The following is a 17,207-nucleotide window of genomic DNA, read 5'->3' as shown; positions in this document are numbered from 1 at the left end:
GCTGAACCAGGTGTTAGTGGCCGGTCAGGACCAATGTGTTGACCGGCATCAGGATCAGACGGAGCCGCAAACCTGCGGCATGGACGACGCCAATTGTGTCGACCACATGTAAAAAGGCCTTGTTCCAGATACCCAATCCTTCGGCATGCAGCTTGCTGTGGTTGTCAGTGTAGACATTTGCCAGACAGTTGCTGCCTGGCGGGATCTTTTCGGCAAACCCGTCATATAGAGGTTCCAGGTAGACTAGGACAGTTCCTGGGGTTGCGTTCTTTTGCGGGTCACGCAGCTCGTCGCTGGGTCGGATCTGGCCGGAAGGGATCACATCCTGCACACTTGTCACAACAACCGGAACCACGGTGAATGGGCTTGTCATGCAGCCCAGTTCACCGATCATGCCGGGTTTGATGACCTGTGCAGCCATCTGATTGAAACCGGCTTCGAATCTGGAATGCCCTGAATTCGAAGGAACCATAATACCAGCTGGCCGCAGCAGGGGGCTAACATAATCGCCAACTTGCAGACCAAATTGTTCGATGGTGCCAGTGACACCAGCTTCGACGATGGTTTTGTTCAATTCGGCCTGGGCCGCATCGAGCTGTGCCAGGGCGCTGTTCATCTGGGCCGGGATCAGTTCGTTGATCTGATACTCGACCGCCTCCCGGTGAGCCCGTGCCGCCGCCACTTGGGCCTCGCGCTCTGCAACGAGGTTTTCGAGCCGTTCAATCTCGGTCAAACGCACCGCACTGGATCCCTCGTCACGCAGGATTTGGTTGCGCTGAAGATCGTCTGCGGACTGTGCCAAAGAGGCCTGTGCGCCGGCGATGCCTGCATCAGCTTCGGCCAGATCTGTTTTTGCGACATTGAGCGAGGCCTGAACTTCGGAAATTTGAGCATTGGCAGCCTGCACCTGAGCCTGTTGACTGAAGTCTTCTAGCCTGAGAATGGGTTGTCCGGCGACAATCTTCTGGTTGTTGACCACATAGATTTCAGCAACCCGACCGCCGACTTGGGGCAGAATGGTGACGGTGCGGAAATAGGAGGCAACGCTTGTGGTCGAAGGGTGGAAGTAAAACAGGGTGGTAATAATCGTCAGGGCTAAAATGGCACAGGTGGTCAAACCCCAGCGCAATTCGTACCACAGAGTGAACAGGGTGATTTCCTGGCCGACCCGCTTTCCTTGAACAAAACGCCTAAACAAAAAGTCTGGCAGAATGGTGACTAGCGCACATATCATGGTTTCCAGCATGGCTTAGTGCTCCTGAACCAGATTTTGGGCTTCGGTTGGCGTTGCAGCTGGTTCCGATGTCGTGGTGTCTGGTGCAGTTGGCGCAGTGGCGGGCTGTTGGGGGGCCAAAGAGCGAATGGCGTCGGCGATAGATTTTAATGGCGCTGCGAAATCCGGTATTTGGAAACCTGCAACAAGGATGGCGGCAACCCAAAACAATCCGTTGTGGGTAAACAGCGCAAGCAGAGCCAGAATTCCCACCAGTTGAAACTGAGAATGATTGGAGCTGTGGGCCATTTTTTCAGGGATAGCGTGTAGCGTGAAATAGGCCAAACCGATCAGCACAATCAGGATGATGGTAAAAACGACCATGAAACTGAACAAAAAATCGCTTCCATCTGCCTGGACTACATAAGATGGAATATGGTCCGGTGCCATTGGGTGTAGCTTGGGTGTGCTCACAAATAATCTCCTGAAAAATTTGTAAATTTCATATACAAAATCATACGTCATACAACCCTATAGATGCGTCATCACATAGTGTGTGGCGCTAGGTTGAGTCTGGACATGAAGCGATCAGGCTTCTCACTCCAGTTATCCAGGAAAAAGGGCCGCGAAAAATCGCGACCCTTTGCAAGGCTGTTTTGAAGCCAAGGTATCATTGATAGAAACTCAAAAGCTGTCAAAATGGACTACCGACTTGCCTCTCTCAAGGCGGGCCGAAACAGACCGGTACTTACTGGAATACAGCCGTTGGGTTATCCAGAGAGTCTGAACCTTCGAACGCGATACCGTCAAGTTTCAGCGCGGTGACTACACGCTCAATCGACTGCGTCTGATCAACCAGACCGTTGATGCCGCCCATGACCAGGGCTTCGCCTTCGGCGTTACCTTGCGCCAGCATCTGGTCATAGGAGAAACCGCCGTCAGCTGCGGCTTTGAGAGCGCCAAGTGCATCCATGGTCGCGGTCAACTTGCCGCGCATCTCCGCGTCCAGATCCGAGTTTACGGCCATGACAAGATCGGAGAGCGAGGCACCCGATACAACGTCGCCGTTCACACGGGTGTATTCACCCAGATAGACGTTCTGCACGCCCTTGCCATCATAGTAGTGGCTGTTGTGGGTGTTGTCGGAGAAGCAATCGTGCTCTTCTTCGGGATCGTTGAGCATCAGGCCCAGACGCATGCGCTCACCAGCCTGTTCGCCGTAGGACAGCGAGCCCATACCAGTCAGCATGGCCGATATGCCGGCATTTTCGTCTGCCAGAAGTGAGGTGCGGGCGTCACCGTCGGTGGCCCATTGTGCAGCCATCCATTCCAGATCTGAAATCAGCAGCTCGGTTGCGGCCTTTAGATAGGCACCACGGCGGTCGCAGTTGTCATTGGTGCAATCGTCACCTGCTGCGTAGTCGGTGAATGGACGGTTGCCAGCGCCGTGGTTGGTGCCATTCAGATCTTGACCCCAGAGCAGGAATTCAATGGCGTGGTAGCCAGTGGCGACGTTGGATTCAACGCCTTCGGCCTCGTGCAGTGAGCCTTCCAGCAGGGCAGGGGTGATGTCACTTGCGTCGATGGATTTACCGGACAGCTCAAACGCAGGGTTGGCAACAACGTTCAACACGGCCAAGGCGTTTTCGTCGGAAGGACCGCCATAAGATGCATCAACATAGTCGATCAGGCCTTCGTCGAGTGGCCAGGCGTTTACCTTGCCTTCCCAGTCATCAACGATTGCATTGCCAAAGCGGAACACTTCGGATTGCTGATAAGGAACGCGCGAGTCCAGCCACGCGCCGCGCGCGGCTTCCAGTGTTTCGACAGAGGGAGCAGCCAAAAGGGCCTCAACAGCGGTCTGCAATACCTGCGCAGTGGCAAGGCTGTCCTGAAATTTTGCCTCGGCAATGTTCGAGTAGTTGGTCAGCACAGCAGCTTTATCAGCAGCAAAAGCCGCCGATGAACCAGCAGCAAGTGTTGTCAGTGCTGTGCCGGCAAGAATCAACGTTTTCATAAAGTAATGTCCTTGTGGGTGTTTGGTATCAGTGAAGTGTGGTGGAGATGGATTGACGCGCCGGTGGTGGTGGCGTCGCTGTGGTCATTTGTCTGAGCAAATAACCAAACTCAGAGGCCAGCGGGAGCAGCTGGCGGGCGACCGCGGGACGGACGATAAGGGACGCAAACAACATAGTGTCATCGATCTGACCATCCGCGGCGGCGGCAATCATATTGGCAAAACAGTTTTCGTCAGCCCCGAGGCAGGCGCACTTTATGCCGTGCCGGATCAAGGGGCGGCGGCCATATTGGACACACAGCATACAAAGCTGACCAAAGGTTTCTAGCGCAACCTCTGACAACTCTGGGCCAAGCAGGTTGGTGACATCGTCGCGCATTTCAAGACGCGTTTCGGGACTGGCGAACCATTGACGCAAGTGACGCACAGCGGCTGTTTCAATTGGGGCGAGTTCGGAAAGGGTGCCAACGGTGGCCCCTCCTCGAAGAGATGTCTGCTGGTTCATTTGGTCAGGATCAACTTGCCCGCACGTGTGATGCGGAGGCTGTAAATCTGACCGTTCAGTAGAATGCGTGCCTGGATGCCGCCGCGTGTCAGCTCCTCGGCATGATAGGTCGGGAAAACTTCGGTGGTGGTTGAGGTTGTTTCGGCCACGTGCATGTTCATGAGGGTCGCCCTTTGCTGATGTCCGCCCGATCTGAATGCCGTGTGTCTGGGATGAGATGTTTCGTATTGGCATGGGCGATATGATCTATGATTTGGTTCGGGCTGACCTGTGGCGACACAGGTTGGCTGGATTGAGGAGAACCTGATTTATTTACTCAGGTATGTCAACCTGAGTTTTTTAGTCGGAATTAAATTTCTGAAGAATATTGTCGCTGAATTGCGGTTTATCTTTCGACCGTACAGTGACTGATGCCATAAGGAGGACAATAAGTAGGTGGACTTGGTACCGTCGACTTGTTGCGTAAGTTTGTTGCTGGCAGTGTTGGTTTCAGCCTGTGCAGGGTATCGCTTCCCGACAGCTGAATTGCGGGCACAAAAAGCGTCCTGTGTTGCCGGGGATTTTGTCGCATGTGCAGATATTGGCCACTACTCGCGCCAGCAATTGAATGCGCGGGGCTACTAGCAGTCAACAATTTCTGCTTTGTGGGCGGACTGCATTGTTGCTGAAAACAAAAAAATCGCGCCCAAGTGAGGCGCGTTTTTGTTGGGCAAGCGTAACGGGTTAACGATACGAGGTGCGCAAACTAGTCACGAACACCGGAAAACCGCTGTTGCCACTCTTCACGCTGATCGTCGGTGATCTTGGCAAATAGGACTTCGGGCACCGAGAATTCGTGACCAACCTGCAGGGCGTTCAGCGCTTCGGCTACATCATCAGGCCAACTGGTATTCAGAGTGTCCATTGCGCTGAGCATACTCGCCGTCGCTGTTGGGATGAACGGTGCGCTAAGCACAGCATAGAGCCGGATCAGGTTCAGTCCCATGCGGACCTGAGTGGCGGCTTTTTCCGGGTCACTTTTGAAAGTCGACCAGGGTGCAGCGCTTTGCAGGTATTCGTTTCCTGCAACCCAGATAGCCCGCAACTCTTGCGCTGACTTGCGTATTTCCATCGCTTCCATATGGCCCTCATAGGCGCGGATGCGGGTGGTCAGTTCGGCTATCAAAGCCTGTTCCTGTTCACCATATTCGCCACCTTCGGGAATGGCTTCGCCAAACTTGGAGCGGCAGAACTTGGTGATGCGTGACACGAAGTTGCCCAGAACGTCAGCCAGATCTTTGTTCACCGACTGCTGGAAGTTCTCCCAGGTGAACTCACTGTCACTGCTTTCCGGCGCATGGCTCAACAACCACCAGCGCCAATAGTCGGCAGGCAGGATTTCCAACGCCTGATCCATAAACACCCCACGACCTTTTGAGGTCGAGAACTGGCCACCGTCGTAGTTCAGGTAGTTGAACGATTTCAGGTGATCGACCAGCTTCCACGGCTCACCCGAACCAAGGATAGTGGCGGGGAACGATAGGGTGTGGAAGGGAACATTGTCCTTGCCCATGAACTGGACGTATTTCACATCATCTGCGCCCTTGTCTGTACGCCACCAGCGTTCCCAGTCGGCATCAGACTTGCCGTTGGCTTCGGCCCATTCGTTTGCACAAGCGATGTATTCGATGGGAGCGTCGAACCAGACATAGAAGACCTTACCTTCCATACCTGGCCAATCTGCATCGCCTTTCTTGACCGGGACACCCCAGTCCAAATCACGGGTAATGCCACGGTCCTGCAATCCGTCGCCATCGTGCAGCCATTTCTTGGCAATCGAGGTGGTCAGGATAGGCCAATCACTTTTGGAGTCGATCCACTGGTCCAGCTGATCTCGCATCGCGGACTGGCGCAGGAACAGATGCTTGGTTTCACGTACTTCCAGATCTGTGGACCCGGAAATTGTGGAGCGGGGGTTGATCAAGTCAGTTGGGTCCAGCTGCTTGGTGCATTCTTCGCACTGATCACCACGGGCGCCATCATAGCCGCAGTTGGGGCAGGTGCCTTCGACATAGCGATCAGGTAGGAAACGGCCATCAGCGTTCGAATAGACCTGACGATCAGCAACTTCGGTGATCAGACCGGCGTCGGCCAGTTTGCTGGCAAAATGCTGGGTCAGCTTGTGGTTCTGCGGACTGGATGAGCGGCCAAAGTGATCAAATGACAGGCCAAAGCGGTTGGCGATGTCGGTCTGTACTTTTTGCATATCGGCGCAATAGTCGGCGACTGGCTGGTTTGCCTTAGCAGCGGCCAGTTCGGCCGGGGTGCCGTGTTCGTCCGTGGCACACAGGAACATGACTTCATTGCCGCGACCACGATTGTAACGGGCATACAGGTCCGCCGGCAGCTGGCTGCCGATGAGGTTACCCAAGTGTTTGATCCCATTGATATAGGGAAGTGCCGAAGTAATGAGAATTCGTGCCATATCGCTTTTCCGCCTAGCTGTCTGACGATCCGTCTAACGCAAACCTGTCCGGTTAGAAATCCCCTTGCGAACGGATCACTGTAATTCCCTTTGGTTTGACTGCTGACGAGCTTGCACAGATCGTGTATAAGGCGAAAAATATTGAGTGTAGCTTGTCCTGCGGCTGAGGAGAATTTCACTAACCTCTTGAAAACATGTCATGTGAGGCCCACCTTGACTGTATACCTTTGCATACCAACTGATTGGCGGTCCATATATGTTTGACTTTCTGCTCGGAGGTGCGTTTGCACCTTTTTCCTTTGCTCTGGCGCTTTTGTTCGGCCTGATGGGGCTTGAACTGGTGGCTTTGTTACTGGGTGGCAGTTTGATGACGGGTGACAACGACGTTGCCCCAGACATTGGTGATGCGCCAGACTTGGGTGATTTTGATCTGGATCTTGATCTGGACCCCGAAGGGATGCTGGTAGATCCGGGCGATCTGGAGTTGGCCGAGTTTGATGCTGAAATCGACGTCGAAGGCGGGATTGAAGCCAGCAGTGGTTTGACCAGTTGGTTGGGCCTTGGCAAGATGCCAACGCTGATTTGGCTTGCGGCCTTACTGATGGGCTTTGGCCTGAGTGGTCTGGGTTTACAGGTTGCACTGCAGGAACTGTTTGGCCTGCTGGCCCCGGCTTGGCTTGCGGCTCTGCCTGCTAGTGCTTTTGGGCTTTGGTTCGCGCGTGGCTTTGGCGGGGTCTTTGCCAGGCTATTGCCACAGACTGAAACCGAGGCTTCGTCTATGAACCAGCTAGGGCGCCGTCGCGGTGTGATTTCCCAGGGGACAGCAACCCGGGGACGTGCGGCGGAGGTGCGGGTAAATGATCGGTTTGGCAACGCGCATCACCTGCGGGCCGAACCTCTGCGCGATGACGAAACCCTTGAACAGGGCACAGAGGTATTGGTGCTGCGCGATCGTCGCAGTGGCACCTATGTTTTAGTCGGCCTGTCCGACTGATTGAATTGAAATTCTATTTTTGGAGGTAACTCATGGAGTTGCAGTTTTTGTTGATTTCCGTCGCCAGTGTTCTGGCGTTTCTTATTCTGATGGGACTGGTGCTTGGTCGTCTGTACCGGCGTTCCACACGCGAAGTTAGTTTGGTTAAGACCGGGGCGGGTGGTAAGCGCGTGATTATGGATGGGGGCACTATCGTTGTGCCATTGTTGCACGAAGTAAGCCCAGTCAACATGAAAACCCTGCGTCTGGAGGTGCAACGCAACGGCGATGCCGCTCTGATCACACAAGACCGGATGCGGGTTGATGTTGGTGTGGAATTCTATGTTTCGGTCAATGCTACAGAAGAGGGGATCGCCCGTGCGGCCCAGACCTTGGGCGATCGCACATTTGATGTGAACCAGCTGCGTGAATTGATTGAAGGTAAGCTGATTGACGGCTTGCGGGCAGTTGCTGCGCAGATGACCATGGACGGATTGCACGAAAAACGCGCTGACTTTGTACAGGAAGTGCAGAATGCCGTGTCTGAGGACCTTCTGAAGAACGGTTTGTCTTTGGAATCGGTATCTCTGACTGCGCTGGACCAGACCCCGTTTGAGGCTTTGGATGAGAACAACGCATTTAACGCGGTAGGGATGCGTAAGCTGGCCGAGGTGATAGCCAAATCGAAAAAAGAGCGTGCCCAGATTGAGGCCGATTCTCAGGTCGCGGTGCGTCGTGCCCATATGGAAGCTGAACGTGAGCGCCTGTCAATTGAACAGGACGAAAGACAAGCTGAGATCGAACAGGTCAAACAGGTGGAGCAGATGCGCGCGGCGCAAGAAGCTGAGATCGCCAAACACCATGAAACTTCTGAGCAAGAAAAAGAGCATGCCCGTATTGCTCGCGAAGAGTCCATTCGGTCAGCGGATATTGAGCGTGAGCGCAAAATTCGTGAGGCAGAGATCAACAAAGAGCGTGAGCTGGAAGTGGCCGAGCAGGACCGTCAGGTGATTGTTGCACAAAAGTCTGAAGAGGAAAGCCGGGCTCGTGCATCTGCAGATCTGGCCCGCGCCGAGGCGACCAAGGCGACAGAGTCTGTGATTACCGCTCGCCAAGTTGCTGAAGCCGAGCGCGCGAAACAGATCGTATTGATCGAGGCCACCCAAGAAGCTGAACGTCAGGCCACCGCAATCAGGTTGTCAGCGCTGGCCGAGAAAGACGCTGCCGCCGACCGGGCCGATGCCCGGCGCGAAGAGGCGCAGGCTGAAGCGGATGCTCTGAACATCCGCGCTGAAGCTAAGAAGAACGACATGCTGGCCGAAGCGGAAGGTAAGCGTGCGATTGTCGAAGCCGACAACGTGCTGTCAGGGGAGCAGATCCGCATGCGGGTTGACCTGGCCCGGATTGAGGCAATGCCGACGATCATCGCTGAGATGGTCAAACCAGCCGAGAAGATCGACTCGATTAAAATCCACCAGGTTAGTGGTATTGGCGGCAATGGTGCGGCTGCGTCCGGTGGTTCCGGCGGTGGAGACGGCGATAAGCCAGTGGTCAATCAGGCGCTGGATTCGATAATGGGCATGGCGGTGCAGATGCCTGCGCTCAAGAAACTGGGCGAAGAGTTGGGTCTGTCAATGGAAGATGGGGTAAGCGGTCTGGCTAATGGGGCTTTGTCCCCACAGCCCAAACCCATTGCCGCACCGGAAGATGGGGTCGATGAGGCGTCAGACAAGCCAACACCACAAACGCCAGTGATCTAAGGGCTAAGATATAAAGAAACTTGTCAGGGCCGGATCCTATTCGGCTCTGATTTTTTATGATCAGAAGCACTTTGGACGCCACAAAGAACTCCTAACCGGCTGTCGGTTTCTACTTTGCCTGTGCTTTTTGCCTAGGGTTGCGCGAGGAGTTCCAGAGACCCTTGATAAGCGGCAATCAACCCAATCACTGGGGCGGAAATTTCGACGTCAAAGTGAAAGGTTCCGTCTTTTTGCGTCTCATGGCTGCTGCCTGAAGGTAAGAACACCTTGGGTAAGGGAACTCCCAGCAGCGACCACCTGCGTGGGATGAGGAATAACTTGCCATCATCTATCACCAGGGCAAGTGCGACATTGATAGGGCCAAAACGTTCGACCAACAGCTTGTCGTTGCGACCAGTGCCCGCAAACTGGACTGAGGAAAAGGACTTGTGGCCAAAGGTACGTGTCCATTTCTCGCCGCCCTTGTGGGGTTCGAACTGAACTTTGACCGGGCATTGGTTGGTCGCCTCTGGAAAGCCGAATAGTCTTCCCAATGCCTTGGATAGTAACCCGGCACCTCGCTGCACGCGGGCTATTCCGGCCCATGTGCGTGCTGCTGTGTCGTCGTGTAGAGCCTGAACTTGGGTTGGGAGCCTGTCAAAGGCATGGCCAAGGATCTGCCGGTAAAGGGCGGCATCAGCATTCGGTGGGGCGCGAAACCCCATGTAGATGGTGCGGTTTTCAAATTGCACTTGGTAATCGGCAAGCGTTAGTGCCTGCGTTGCCGGGCGGGCTCCATGTTCGGGGCTCTCAGCCTTCAGATGTTTCCGGACAATGGCCTCAATAGCCATCGAAGGAATATAGGGGCCATCGTCACCTTCAGCCAATAGGTGCCAGCTACGTTCAACGGGCTCACCATCCTGGCGTCCGGTCACATGAACAAACATCCCCCCGCGGTGCTCGCCAAATTTCATGAGGTTCAAGATCTTGTAGAAGATCGACGCTAGGGGAACGAAACTTGGCAGGTTGAATTTTGCCCGTGCCTTCGCCAACATGTTCAGCATGCGGTGCAGAGTTTCGGGAACAGGGCCAGCCCCCATCCAGATGTCTTTAAGTCCAGGTATTTCAGGCGGTAGGACCTGCAATTCAGGTACATCGACTAGAGAAAAACGAATATTCTTCAGCGGCAATAGACCCGGCACAGCAACGGTACATCGCTTGCTTTCGGTCAGCCCGTGCGCTGTTGTCCGCTTGCCATTCCGGGTCAGTTTGACCGGAGCGCCGGCATAGCCAAGCACCGCCCGCATGACGTTCAGGCCAATACCGGCATAGGGTGACGGAGCGATGCCACCTTGAACGGTCTCAATTTCCATCGTTTTGGATATTTCGCGCAGGACCGCTGCGGTCAGGATGGGGAAACTGCTGACACCTGACAGGACAAAGATACCGGCTTCCTTGGCTGCCTGATCGAACTTGGAAATGCCAAACACAAATTCAGCAGCGTCGGCAAAGTCCAGATAACTCACTTTGAAACGAATACAGGTTTCGATCACTCGGTAGCCGTCGTCCCCATAGTTTTGAAACGGTCCGGAGGCATCAATGACCAGATCAGGGCTCAACCTGTCCATATGTTGATCCAGTGCGCTGCGATCCAGTTGAGCAGGCTGAACTGCGGCGACCCCTCGAAAATTATCACAAAACTGCGTCGCTCGATCTAGGTTGCGGCCACATATCAACATGGTGAGGTCGGGGGTATCAGCTAGCAACTCCGCAAGGCGGCCACCAAATACGCCATAGCCACCAAGAATAATGATTTTCACGTTATGAGTCTTTTTTGAACTTCATTGTCTGGCAGGCTGCACAGATCTGCTGTGCCAAACCAGCGGTAGCGGTTTCTGGCTACGGCGCGATATAGGACGTCGCGCAGTCCGCTGGGGACTAGGCGTAGAATGGCCAGAACCTTCCAAATGCGCCCCAGTCGTTGGCCAACATGGATCAAGGCGTCCAGTGAGGCGTAACCGCGCCCCTCAACGAGATAGAGCCAGGAACTTGGATCGTCGGGATCCATACCATAGTGGGTCATCAGGGCGTTGCCCAAGTCTGATTGCAGCGGCACAATCCTGAACTCTGCGTTGCGATCATTGTGGGCAATCCATTTGGCTCCACGGGCGCATAATGCGCACTGGGCATCCATAACACAGATCGGTCCAGCATCGGCAAAGTCGGGGATCTTGTTATCGTTTCGGTAGGAAAAGGGGGGCTTATTCAAATACATGAACGGACCTTAAGCGCAGGTTCCGCTGCAGTTCAATTGTTCAATTGAGATTGCCCAATCTAGGTTGATTCCACGTATTCTACCCGGTCATCGCCTCTCGCGGGACCGCTTCAGCAGGCGGCCGATGACAAAGGATGTGCGTGGGGCGTAGACATATTGTGTACGTTGCTCGGGCGTTGGACGGGCGCGCATTCGGGTCAAGCCAAAGCTGATCAAACCCAAGTGCCCAAGTGCGATCATCGCAAACAGTGCACTTGGTCCGTAATTTTCGATCAGCGCCGAGGCAACAAACGGGCTTGCGATAGCGCCCAGGGCAAAGAAGAACATCAAGGCGGCCGATAGTTCAACCCTTTCGTTTGATTTGGCAAAGTCATGAGCATGTGCGGCCGAGACCGAAAAGATCGGGAAGGTGGTAAAGCCAAACAACGCGGCCGAGGTCATCACAGCTAAGGTGCCCAATCCAGAGGCTCCGATGGTGACACCACTGGATAAAATTGCGGCTACGGACAGCCAAATCAGCACCCAGCGGCGATCGTATTTATCGGCCAGCCAGCCCATCGGGTATTGCGCCAACGCGCCACCCAGCACAAAGGCGGCCAGGAAAAAAGCGATCTGGTCGATCCCCAAACCAACTTCTTGCCCATAAAGTGGCCCGACCATACGAAACGAGGCCGAGCTGAGCGCGGCAACAATCACTCCAGCCACCGCAAGTGGTGAACAGCGCCAGGCCAGCTTAGGGCGCAGGCGCGGTGCCGATGGGGTCTCTGGCTGGCTGGCGCGGGTCAGGGTCAGCGGCAGTAGGGCTGCACAGCACAAGATGGCCAGCAAGTTATACGAAACATAGGCCGCAGGCGGCAGAACAGCGATGATGAGCTGCGCCGCCAGAGAGGCGCCCATATCGACAATCCGATAACTGCCCATAGCCCGACCTCGGGTCTCGTTGGTTACTTTGGCATTCAGCCATGCCTCGATCACCGTGTAACAGCCTGCCACGCAAAGCCCCGATGCAATCCGCATGGCGGCCCAGGCCAGCGGACTATCCGTCAGAGTATGACCGATTAGCCCAATTGCCCCCAGAGCGGTAAAGGCTGCAAAGGCACGTGAGTGCCCAACAGTGCCCATCACCCGTGGCGACCACCAACAGCCAATAAAGAACCCCAGAAAATGCGCCGATCCCAGCAGGCCAATTTGTTCTTTACTAAAGCCCAGAGTCAGCCCCGAAATAGCATCAAGTGGTCCTACGCCACCCGTAGAGAGCTGTAAGAGCACAACAGAAAGAAGCAGGGCGGCAAAAGAAATGATCAGGCGCATAACGGGCAGAATGCTTTCTTGAACTAGGTAGGCTTATCCATTTTCGACAATAATGTCGTATCTGATCGCTGTGCGGGTATTTACTAGTTAGCCCTGATCTGGGCTTGGATGTTCAGAGCCACAGTATCTGAAACCAAATCGGAGAATCCATCTGCGCCAAAGGCTGCGCGGCTGATCCTCCCATTCAGTGTCACGTCAAGCTGGCTCAGATCGTTGGCTGCTGTGCCACGTGAGCGATAGATTGCCGCCTGCAGCGTGACAGGTTTAGTTACCCCGCGCAGGGTCAGATCACCGATAATTTTGGCCCCACCCGACAGACGCCCAGCCGCACCAAGAATGACCCGGCGTGATACAAATCGGATGGTCGGGAAGCGTGTTGCATCTAAGACTTCAGGGCCGGTCATCACCTGAGTGATAAAAATCAAACCAGTGCGCGCTTTGGTTACATTTAAGGTCACCTCCACTCGCGATGCCACCAGTTGCTGTGGGTCAATGGTGATTTTGGCCTGCTCAACTGGAATTGTACCCGTTTGCGCAATGCCGTTTAAATTGAATTGAAAGCCTACACGTGATCCAGACGGAACCAGTGTATAGTGGGTCGGGACAGCCAAGGCAGCTGTTGGCATGGCACAGGTGCTGGCAAGCCCAACTATGATTTGGCGTCTCTGGATCATCTGTGTTCCGCTCTTTGCCGCCCACAAGGGGTGTTGGCCAAGTTGTATACCCTAACTCTGGAATTCGCCAAAACATCAGTCGTTATCTGAGCTGTCGTCATCCCAAGAGCTGGATCTTCATCTAGCTGGAAATATCCCGGGGTTTGGGGCAGAGCCCCAATACTAAACATCCCCAAGAACTGTCGAACTGCTATGTATAAAGCTAAAGGCCGCAGGAACCCTTTGGGGATAGCAGTGGCAATTTGCGCTTGAGCTCAAGGTTCTAGCCGTCGCGTGGTACAACAGGGCCATCCTGTTTCACCCATTCGCTAAATCCACCTTCAAGATGCATGACCGGTTTCAGCCCCATCTCCATTGCCAGTTTAGCGCTGAGTGCAGATCGCCAGGCGCTGGCGCAGTAAAACACATAGGTTTTATCCTGATTGAAGACCGCCTTATGGTACGGGCTGTCCGGGTCGATCCAGAACTCCAACATGCCGCGAGGGCAAGAAAATGCTCCTGGTATCATGCCAGATCGCTGCAGTTCGCGGATGTCGCGCAGGTCGACAAAGACATAGTCTTCACTTGCTGCCAGATCTTTGGCCTCGGCGACTGGCAAAAGGGTAACGCTCTCATTGGCTTCGGCCAACAGCGCCTTGATACCCTTGGTGATGGTTTGCGTCATTGAGATGTCCCTTGCGCGTAGATGAGAGGCGTTTGGTGGCAGGCTGGCTGATTTTCAGGCCAAGCTCAAGTCTTAGCAGTCTTGTGCTTGCGCTCGCAGGTCGGCCCACTACTGTAAGCTCAACAAAATATGAGGAACGCGCGATATGAAAATGAATCCGTTGGGCCGCACAGACCTGCAGATCTCAGAACTCTGCCTGGGTACCATGACGTTTGGCACCCAGACCACTGAAGAAGACTCTCACGCTCAGATCGATTACGCGTTGGCGGCAGGGGTGAACTTTATCGATACTGCCGAAATGTACCCGGTGAACCCGGTAAGCCAAGAAACCGTTGGCCATAGTGAAGAAATCATTGGCAATTGGAATGCCAAAACGGGGCGTCGTGGAGACTACATTCTGGCGACCAAACATTCTGGTGAAGGATTGGCGATTGTACGGGATGGGGCTCCAATCTCCTCCAAAACAATTGCGTCGACAATTGAAGGTTCACTGCAACGGCTAAAAACCGATTACATTGACTTGTATCAGTTCCACTGGCCAAACCGGGGCAGTTACATGTTCCGCAAAAACTGGAGTTATGATCCCTCAGGCCAGAACAAAGAAGAGACGTTGGCCAATATGGTGGATTGTCTGCAGGCCTTGCAACAGCAAGTTGATAAGGGCAACATCCGCGCCTTTGGTCTGTCTAACGAAAGCGCTTGGGGGACAGCGCAATGGCTGCGGCTTGCTGCTGAAGCGAACATGCCACGGGTGGCGTCGATCCAGAACGAATACTCGCTTTTATGCCGGATGTACGACACCGACTTGGCGGAGCTGAGCATCAACGAAGATGTCGGACTGCTGGCCTTTTCGCCGTTGGGAACTGGATTGCTAACCGGAAAATATCAAGGCGGTGTCGTGCCGGAGGGGTCGCGCAAGGCTATCAACCCCGAACTGGGTGGACGCCATTCTCCACGGGTCTATGACGCAGTAGGAGTATATCTGGACATCGCAGACCGGCATGGCTTGGATGTGGTGCATATGGCCCTGGCCTGGTGCCGTACCCGGCCCTTTATGGCCTCGGCGATCTTTGGTGCGACCACGATGGAGCAGTTGAAACATCTGTTAAAATCGGTGGAGGTCGAGCTGAGTAATGAGGTCTTGGCGGAGATAGATCAGGCACAGCGCGCCTATCCAATGCCGTATTAAAGGAAAAGGGGGAGGGGGCGCTGCCCCCTCTTGGCCGGTGGCCAATTCACCTCCGGGATATTTCTGGCTAGATGAAAAGGATGCCCGGCCGATGCAACTGTCAGCCGCCAATTTAGTGGCGAAGGGGTTGCACTGCATCTTGGCGCAGATCACGCGCGGTACTGCCGTGGGCGGTGCGGAACGCGCGGGCAAAGCTGGATTGCGACGTGAAGCCAGTGGCCATGGCCACATCCATTAGCGGCATGCCGGTATCGGTAACCAGTCGGCGGGCCTCGGCCATCCGCAGTTGCAAGTAATGGTCCTGTGGCGTGGTGTTCAGACGCAGGCGGAACTGTTGCTGCAGGCTGCGCGGACTGGTGCCTAGGCTTTCGGCGATATAGCTGAGCGGTAGTGGCTCGTCCAATGAGGATTCCATCAGGGCGTTGGCCCTTGCGGTCAATGCGCTGTGCTTTTGGCTGCCAAGGCGGCTTTGTGGTCGGGTTGGGGCGGCGGGGCCGTCATACAGGAACAGGCCAGCCACGCGCGATGCAAAACCGTGGCCATGGCGCGCGCCGATGATGTGCAACATCATCTCAATCGCTGGGGTGGCCCCACCAGATGTCAGGCGACCTTCGGATAGGGTGAACCGGTCCTGGCGGGTGTCAACTTCGGGGAAACGGTTGGCAAAGTTTTCCAGATCTTCCCAGTGGGTGGTGGCGGCGTGGCCGTCTAGCAAACCAGCCTCGGCCATCAGCCACGGGCCGCCGTCGATGCCCGCGATGGTCGCGCCTGTGGCGGCGATACGGCGCAAGCCAGCCAACAGGCTGGGTGTGGCCTGGCGGGCGAGTTGAAAACCAGCGACAACGATCAACAATTCACAGTCTTGCAGGCGGGCCAATGGAATGCCGGGCACAGTCAACCCGCTGGTCAGCATCGAGGGCTCGTTTGTCGGGGTGACATAATCCCAGTCAAATGCATGACGTCCGGCCAGCCGGTTGGCGGCGCGCATCGGGTCAACCGTGGCCGCAAAGGACAAGGTGTTGCATTCGTCCAGCACCAGAACGGCTGTTTTCAGCGGTCTGTTTTCCGGCTGCAGTATGTTTTTTGCGTATTTCATCAAGTACGATTCGCATATTGTAAAGTTCAGGCCCCAAGGCTGAGCCACAGTGGGGATCAAATCAAACAGGAATCTGGGGAAGAGCCTGGGGATAACTCAGGCAAAACTCTGTACATCGCAGGGAAAAGCGAAATGCCTCTGAATATGAACAAAGACGTCTTTATCACCTGTGCCGTGACAGGGTCCGGCAGCAGCCAGGATCGCAGCCCACACGTGCCGCGTTCACCGGCGCAAATCGCCGATAGTGCGATCGCAGCGGCCAAGGCTGGTGCGGCGGTTGTGCACTGCCATGTGCGTGATCCCGAGACCGGCGTGCCAAGTCGTGATCTGGGATTGTACCGCGAAGTGACCGACCGAATTCGTGAGTCCGAGGTGGACATGGTGTTGAACCTGACCGCTGGCATGGGCGGCGACATGGTATTTGGCGATGTCGAAAACCCGCTGCCAGTGAGCGAGGCGGGCACCGATATGGTTGGCGCGACCGAGCGTATGGCGCATGTTGCGGAATGCCTGCCCGAGATTTGCACACTGGACTGCGGCACCATGAACTTTGCCGAGGCCGACTACGTGATGACCAACACGCCGGGCATGCTGCGGGCGATGGGGCAGATGATGACCGATCTGGGTGTGAAGCCCGAGATTGAGGCCTTTGACACTGGCCATCTGTGGTTTGCCAAAGAGTTGGTGAAAGAAGGTGTGCTGGACGGTCCGGCACTGGTACAGCTGTGCATGGGGGTGCCTTGGGGCGCGCCGAATGATCTGAATACTTTTATGGCGATGGTCAACAATGTGCCGGATGACTGGACGTGGTCGGCGTTCTCGCTGGGCCGCGACCAGATGGCTTATGTTGCGGCGAGCGTTCTGGGCGGCGGCAATGTGCGTGTGGGGCTGGAGGACAATCTGTGGCTGGGTAAGGGTGAGTTGGCTGAGAACTGGCAGCTTGTTGAACGTGCGGGCACCATTATTGAGAACATGGGCGCGCGCGTGATCGGGCCTGATGCGGTGCGTGAGAAACTGGGTCTGGTCAAGCGGGCACCGGTGGCGAAGTAAGCCTATCTCCGATGTGGTGAAAACATGGACAGATCCA

16 protein-coding genes are annotated in these 17,207 nt (G+C 55.2%); 4 read left to right on the top strand and 12 right to left on the bottom strand.

Features of this window, described 5'->3' with window-relative positions; genetic code table 11:
• Window positions 1–13: 13 nt before the first annotated feature.
• The 6 genes from FEE96_RS05235 to metG all read right to left on the bottom strand — a co-directional run bounded on the left by FEE96_RS05235 (window position 14) and on the right by metG (window position 6,199).
• Window positions 14–1,246 carry an HlyD family secretion protein gene (locus FEE96_RS05235; RefSeq protein WP_138161958.1) on the bottom strand — a complete coding sequence of 411 codons (1,233 nt, stop codon included), beginning with the start codon at window positions 1,244–1,246 and terminating at the stop codon, window positions 14–16.
• A gap of 3 nt (window positions 1,247–1,249) precedes the next feature.
• On the bottom strand, window positions 1,250–1,663 hold the full coding sequence (locus tag FEE96_RS05230; protein WP_246079316.1) for a hypothetical protein: 414 nt from the start codon (window positions 1,661–1,663) through the stop codon (window positions 1,250–1,252).
• A gap of 298 nt (window positions 1,664–1,961) precedes the next feature.
• On the bottom strand, window positions 1,962–3,230 hold the full coding sequence (locus FEE96_RS05225) for an imelysin family protein (RefSeq protein ID WP_138161957.1): 1,269 nt from the start codon (window positions 3,228–3,230) through the stop codon (window positions 1,962–1,964).
• A gap of 28 nt (window positions 3,231–3,258) precedes the next feature.
• The gene (locus tag FEE96_RS05220) at window positions 3,259–3,735 is read right to left on the bottom strand and encodes a hypothetical protein (protein ID WP_138161956.1); all 477 of its coding nucleotides are present in this window, start codon (window positions 3,733–3,735) and stop codon (window positions 3,259–3,261) included.
• On the bottom strand, window positions 3,732–3,896 hold the full coding sequence (hemP, locus tag FEE96_RS05215; RefSeq protein ID WP_138161955.1) for a hemin uptake protein HemP: 165 nt from the start codon (window positions 3,894–3,896) through the stop codon (window positions 3,732–3,734). Before hemP ends, FEE96_RS05220 begins: the two co-directional genes overlap by 4 nt.
• A 584-nt stretch (window positions 3,897–4,480) precedes the next feature.
• Complete coding sequence (gene metG / locus FEE96_RS05210) at window positions 4,481–6,199, bottom strand: methionine--tRNA ligase (RefSeq protein WP_138161954.1); 1,719 nt, start codon at window positions 6,197–6,199, stop codon at window positions 4,481–4,483.
• 256 nt (window positions 6,200–6,455) lie between these two features.
• Here metG and FEE96_RS05205 point away from each other — a divergent pair, with 256 nt between their 5' ends.
• The gene (locus FEE96_RS05205) at window positions 6,456–7,193 is read left to right on the top strand and encodes an OB-fold-containig protein (RefSeq protein ID WP_138161953.1); all 738 of its coding nucleotides are present in this window, start codon (window positions 6,456–6,458) and stop codon (window positions 7,191–7,193) included.
• A gap of 32 nt (window positions 7,194–7,225) precedes the next feature.
• Complete coding sequence (locus FEE96_RS05200) at window positions 7,226–8,932, top strand: flotillin family protein (RefSeq protein WP_138161952.1); 1,707 nt, start codon at window positions 7,226–7,228, stop codon at window positions 8,930–8,932.
• Window positions 8,933–9,063: 131 nt separating this feature from the next.
• Here the strand turns inward: FEE96_RS05200 and FEE96_RS05195 are convergent, their stop codons facing one another.
• The 5 genes from FEE96_RS05195 to FEE96_RS05175 all read right to left on the bottom strand — a co-directional run bounded on the left by FEE96_RS05195 (window position 9,064) and on the right by FEE96_RS05175 (window position 13,835).
• Window positions 9,064–10,731, bottom strand: coding sequence for a saccharopine dehydrogenase family protein (locus tag FEE96_RS05195; RefSeq protein WP_138161951.1), 1,668 nt, complete (start codon window positions 10,729–10,731; stop codon window positions 9,064–9,066).
• Window positions 10,728–11,186: a thiol-disulfide oxidoreductase DCC family protein gene (locus FEE96_RS05190; RefSeq protein WP_138161950.1), complete on the bottom strand. Its 459-nt coding sequence runs from the start codon at window positions 11,184–11,186 to the stop codon at window positions 10,728–10,730. Before FEE96_RS05190 ends, FEE96_RS05195 begins: the two co-directional genes overlap by 4 nt.
• A gap of 87 nt (window positions 11,187–11,273) precedes the next feature.
• Entirely contained in the window at window positions 11,274–12,497 is a 1,224-nt protein-coding gene (locus FEE96_RS05185; RefSeq protein ID WP_138161949.1) for an MFS transporter, read from the bottom strand.
• Window positions 12,498–12,580: 83 nt separating this feature from the next.
• A complete protein-coding gene (locus FEE96_RS05180) occupies window positions 12,581–13,171 on the bottom strand; it encodes a YceI family protein (protein ID WP_138161948.1) in 591 nt (196 codons plus the stop codon).
• A gap of 262 nt (window positions 13,172–13,433) precedes the next feature.
• Entirely contained in the window at window positions 13,434–13,835 is a 402-nt protein-coding gene (locus FEE96_RS05175) for a rhodanese-like domain-containing protein (protein WP_138161947.1), read from the bottom strand.
• A 145-nt stretch (window positions 13,836–13,980) separates the two neighbouring features.
• Between FEE96_RS05175 and FEE96_RS05170 the strand changes: the two genes are divergently transcribed.
• Window positions 13,981–15,024, top strand: a complete 1,044-nt coding sequence (locus FEE96_RS05170) for an aldo/keto reductase (protein ID WP_138161946.1) — start codon at window positions 13,981–13,983, stop codon at window positions 15,022–15,024.
• A gap of 112 nt (window positions 15,025–15,136) precedes the next feature.
• Here the strand turns inward: FEE96_RS05170 and FEE96_RS05165 are convergent, their stop codons facing one another.
• Window positions 15,137–16,120, bottom strand: a complete 984-nt coding sequence (locus tag FEE96_RS05165) for a GlxA family transcriptional regulator (protein ID WP_138161945.1) — start codon at window positions 16,118–16,120, stop codon at window positions 15,137–15,139.
• A gap of 132 nt (window positions 16,121–16,252) precedes the next feature.
• On the opposite strand from FEE96_RS05165, the gene bcoG reads away from it, so the two are divergent.
• Complete coding sequence (gene bcoG, locus FEE96_RS05160; protein WP_138161944.1) at window positions 16,253–17,170, top strand: 3-dehydrocarnitine:acetyl-CoA trimethylamine transferase BcoG; 918 nt, start codon at window positions 16,253–16,255, stop codon at window positions 17,168–17,170.
• Window positions 17,171–17,207: the final 37 nt, after the last annotated feature.

It is taken from the genome of Parasedimentitalea maritima, assembly GCF_005771405.1.
Classification (GTDB): domain Bacteria; phylum Pseudomonadota; class Alphaproteobacteria; order Rhodobacterales; family Rhodobacteraceae; genus Parasedimentitalea; species Parasedimentitalea maritima.
Note: the sequence above shows the minus strand (reverse complement) of the source record. Positions and strands in the feature narration are given on the sequence as shown.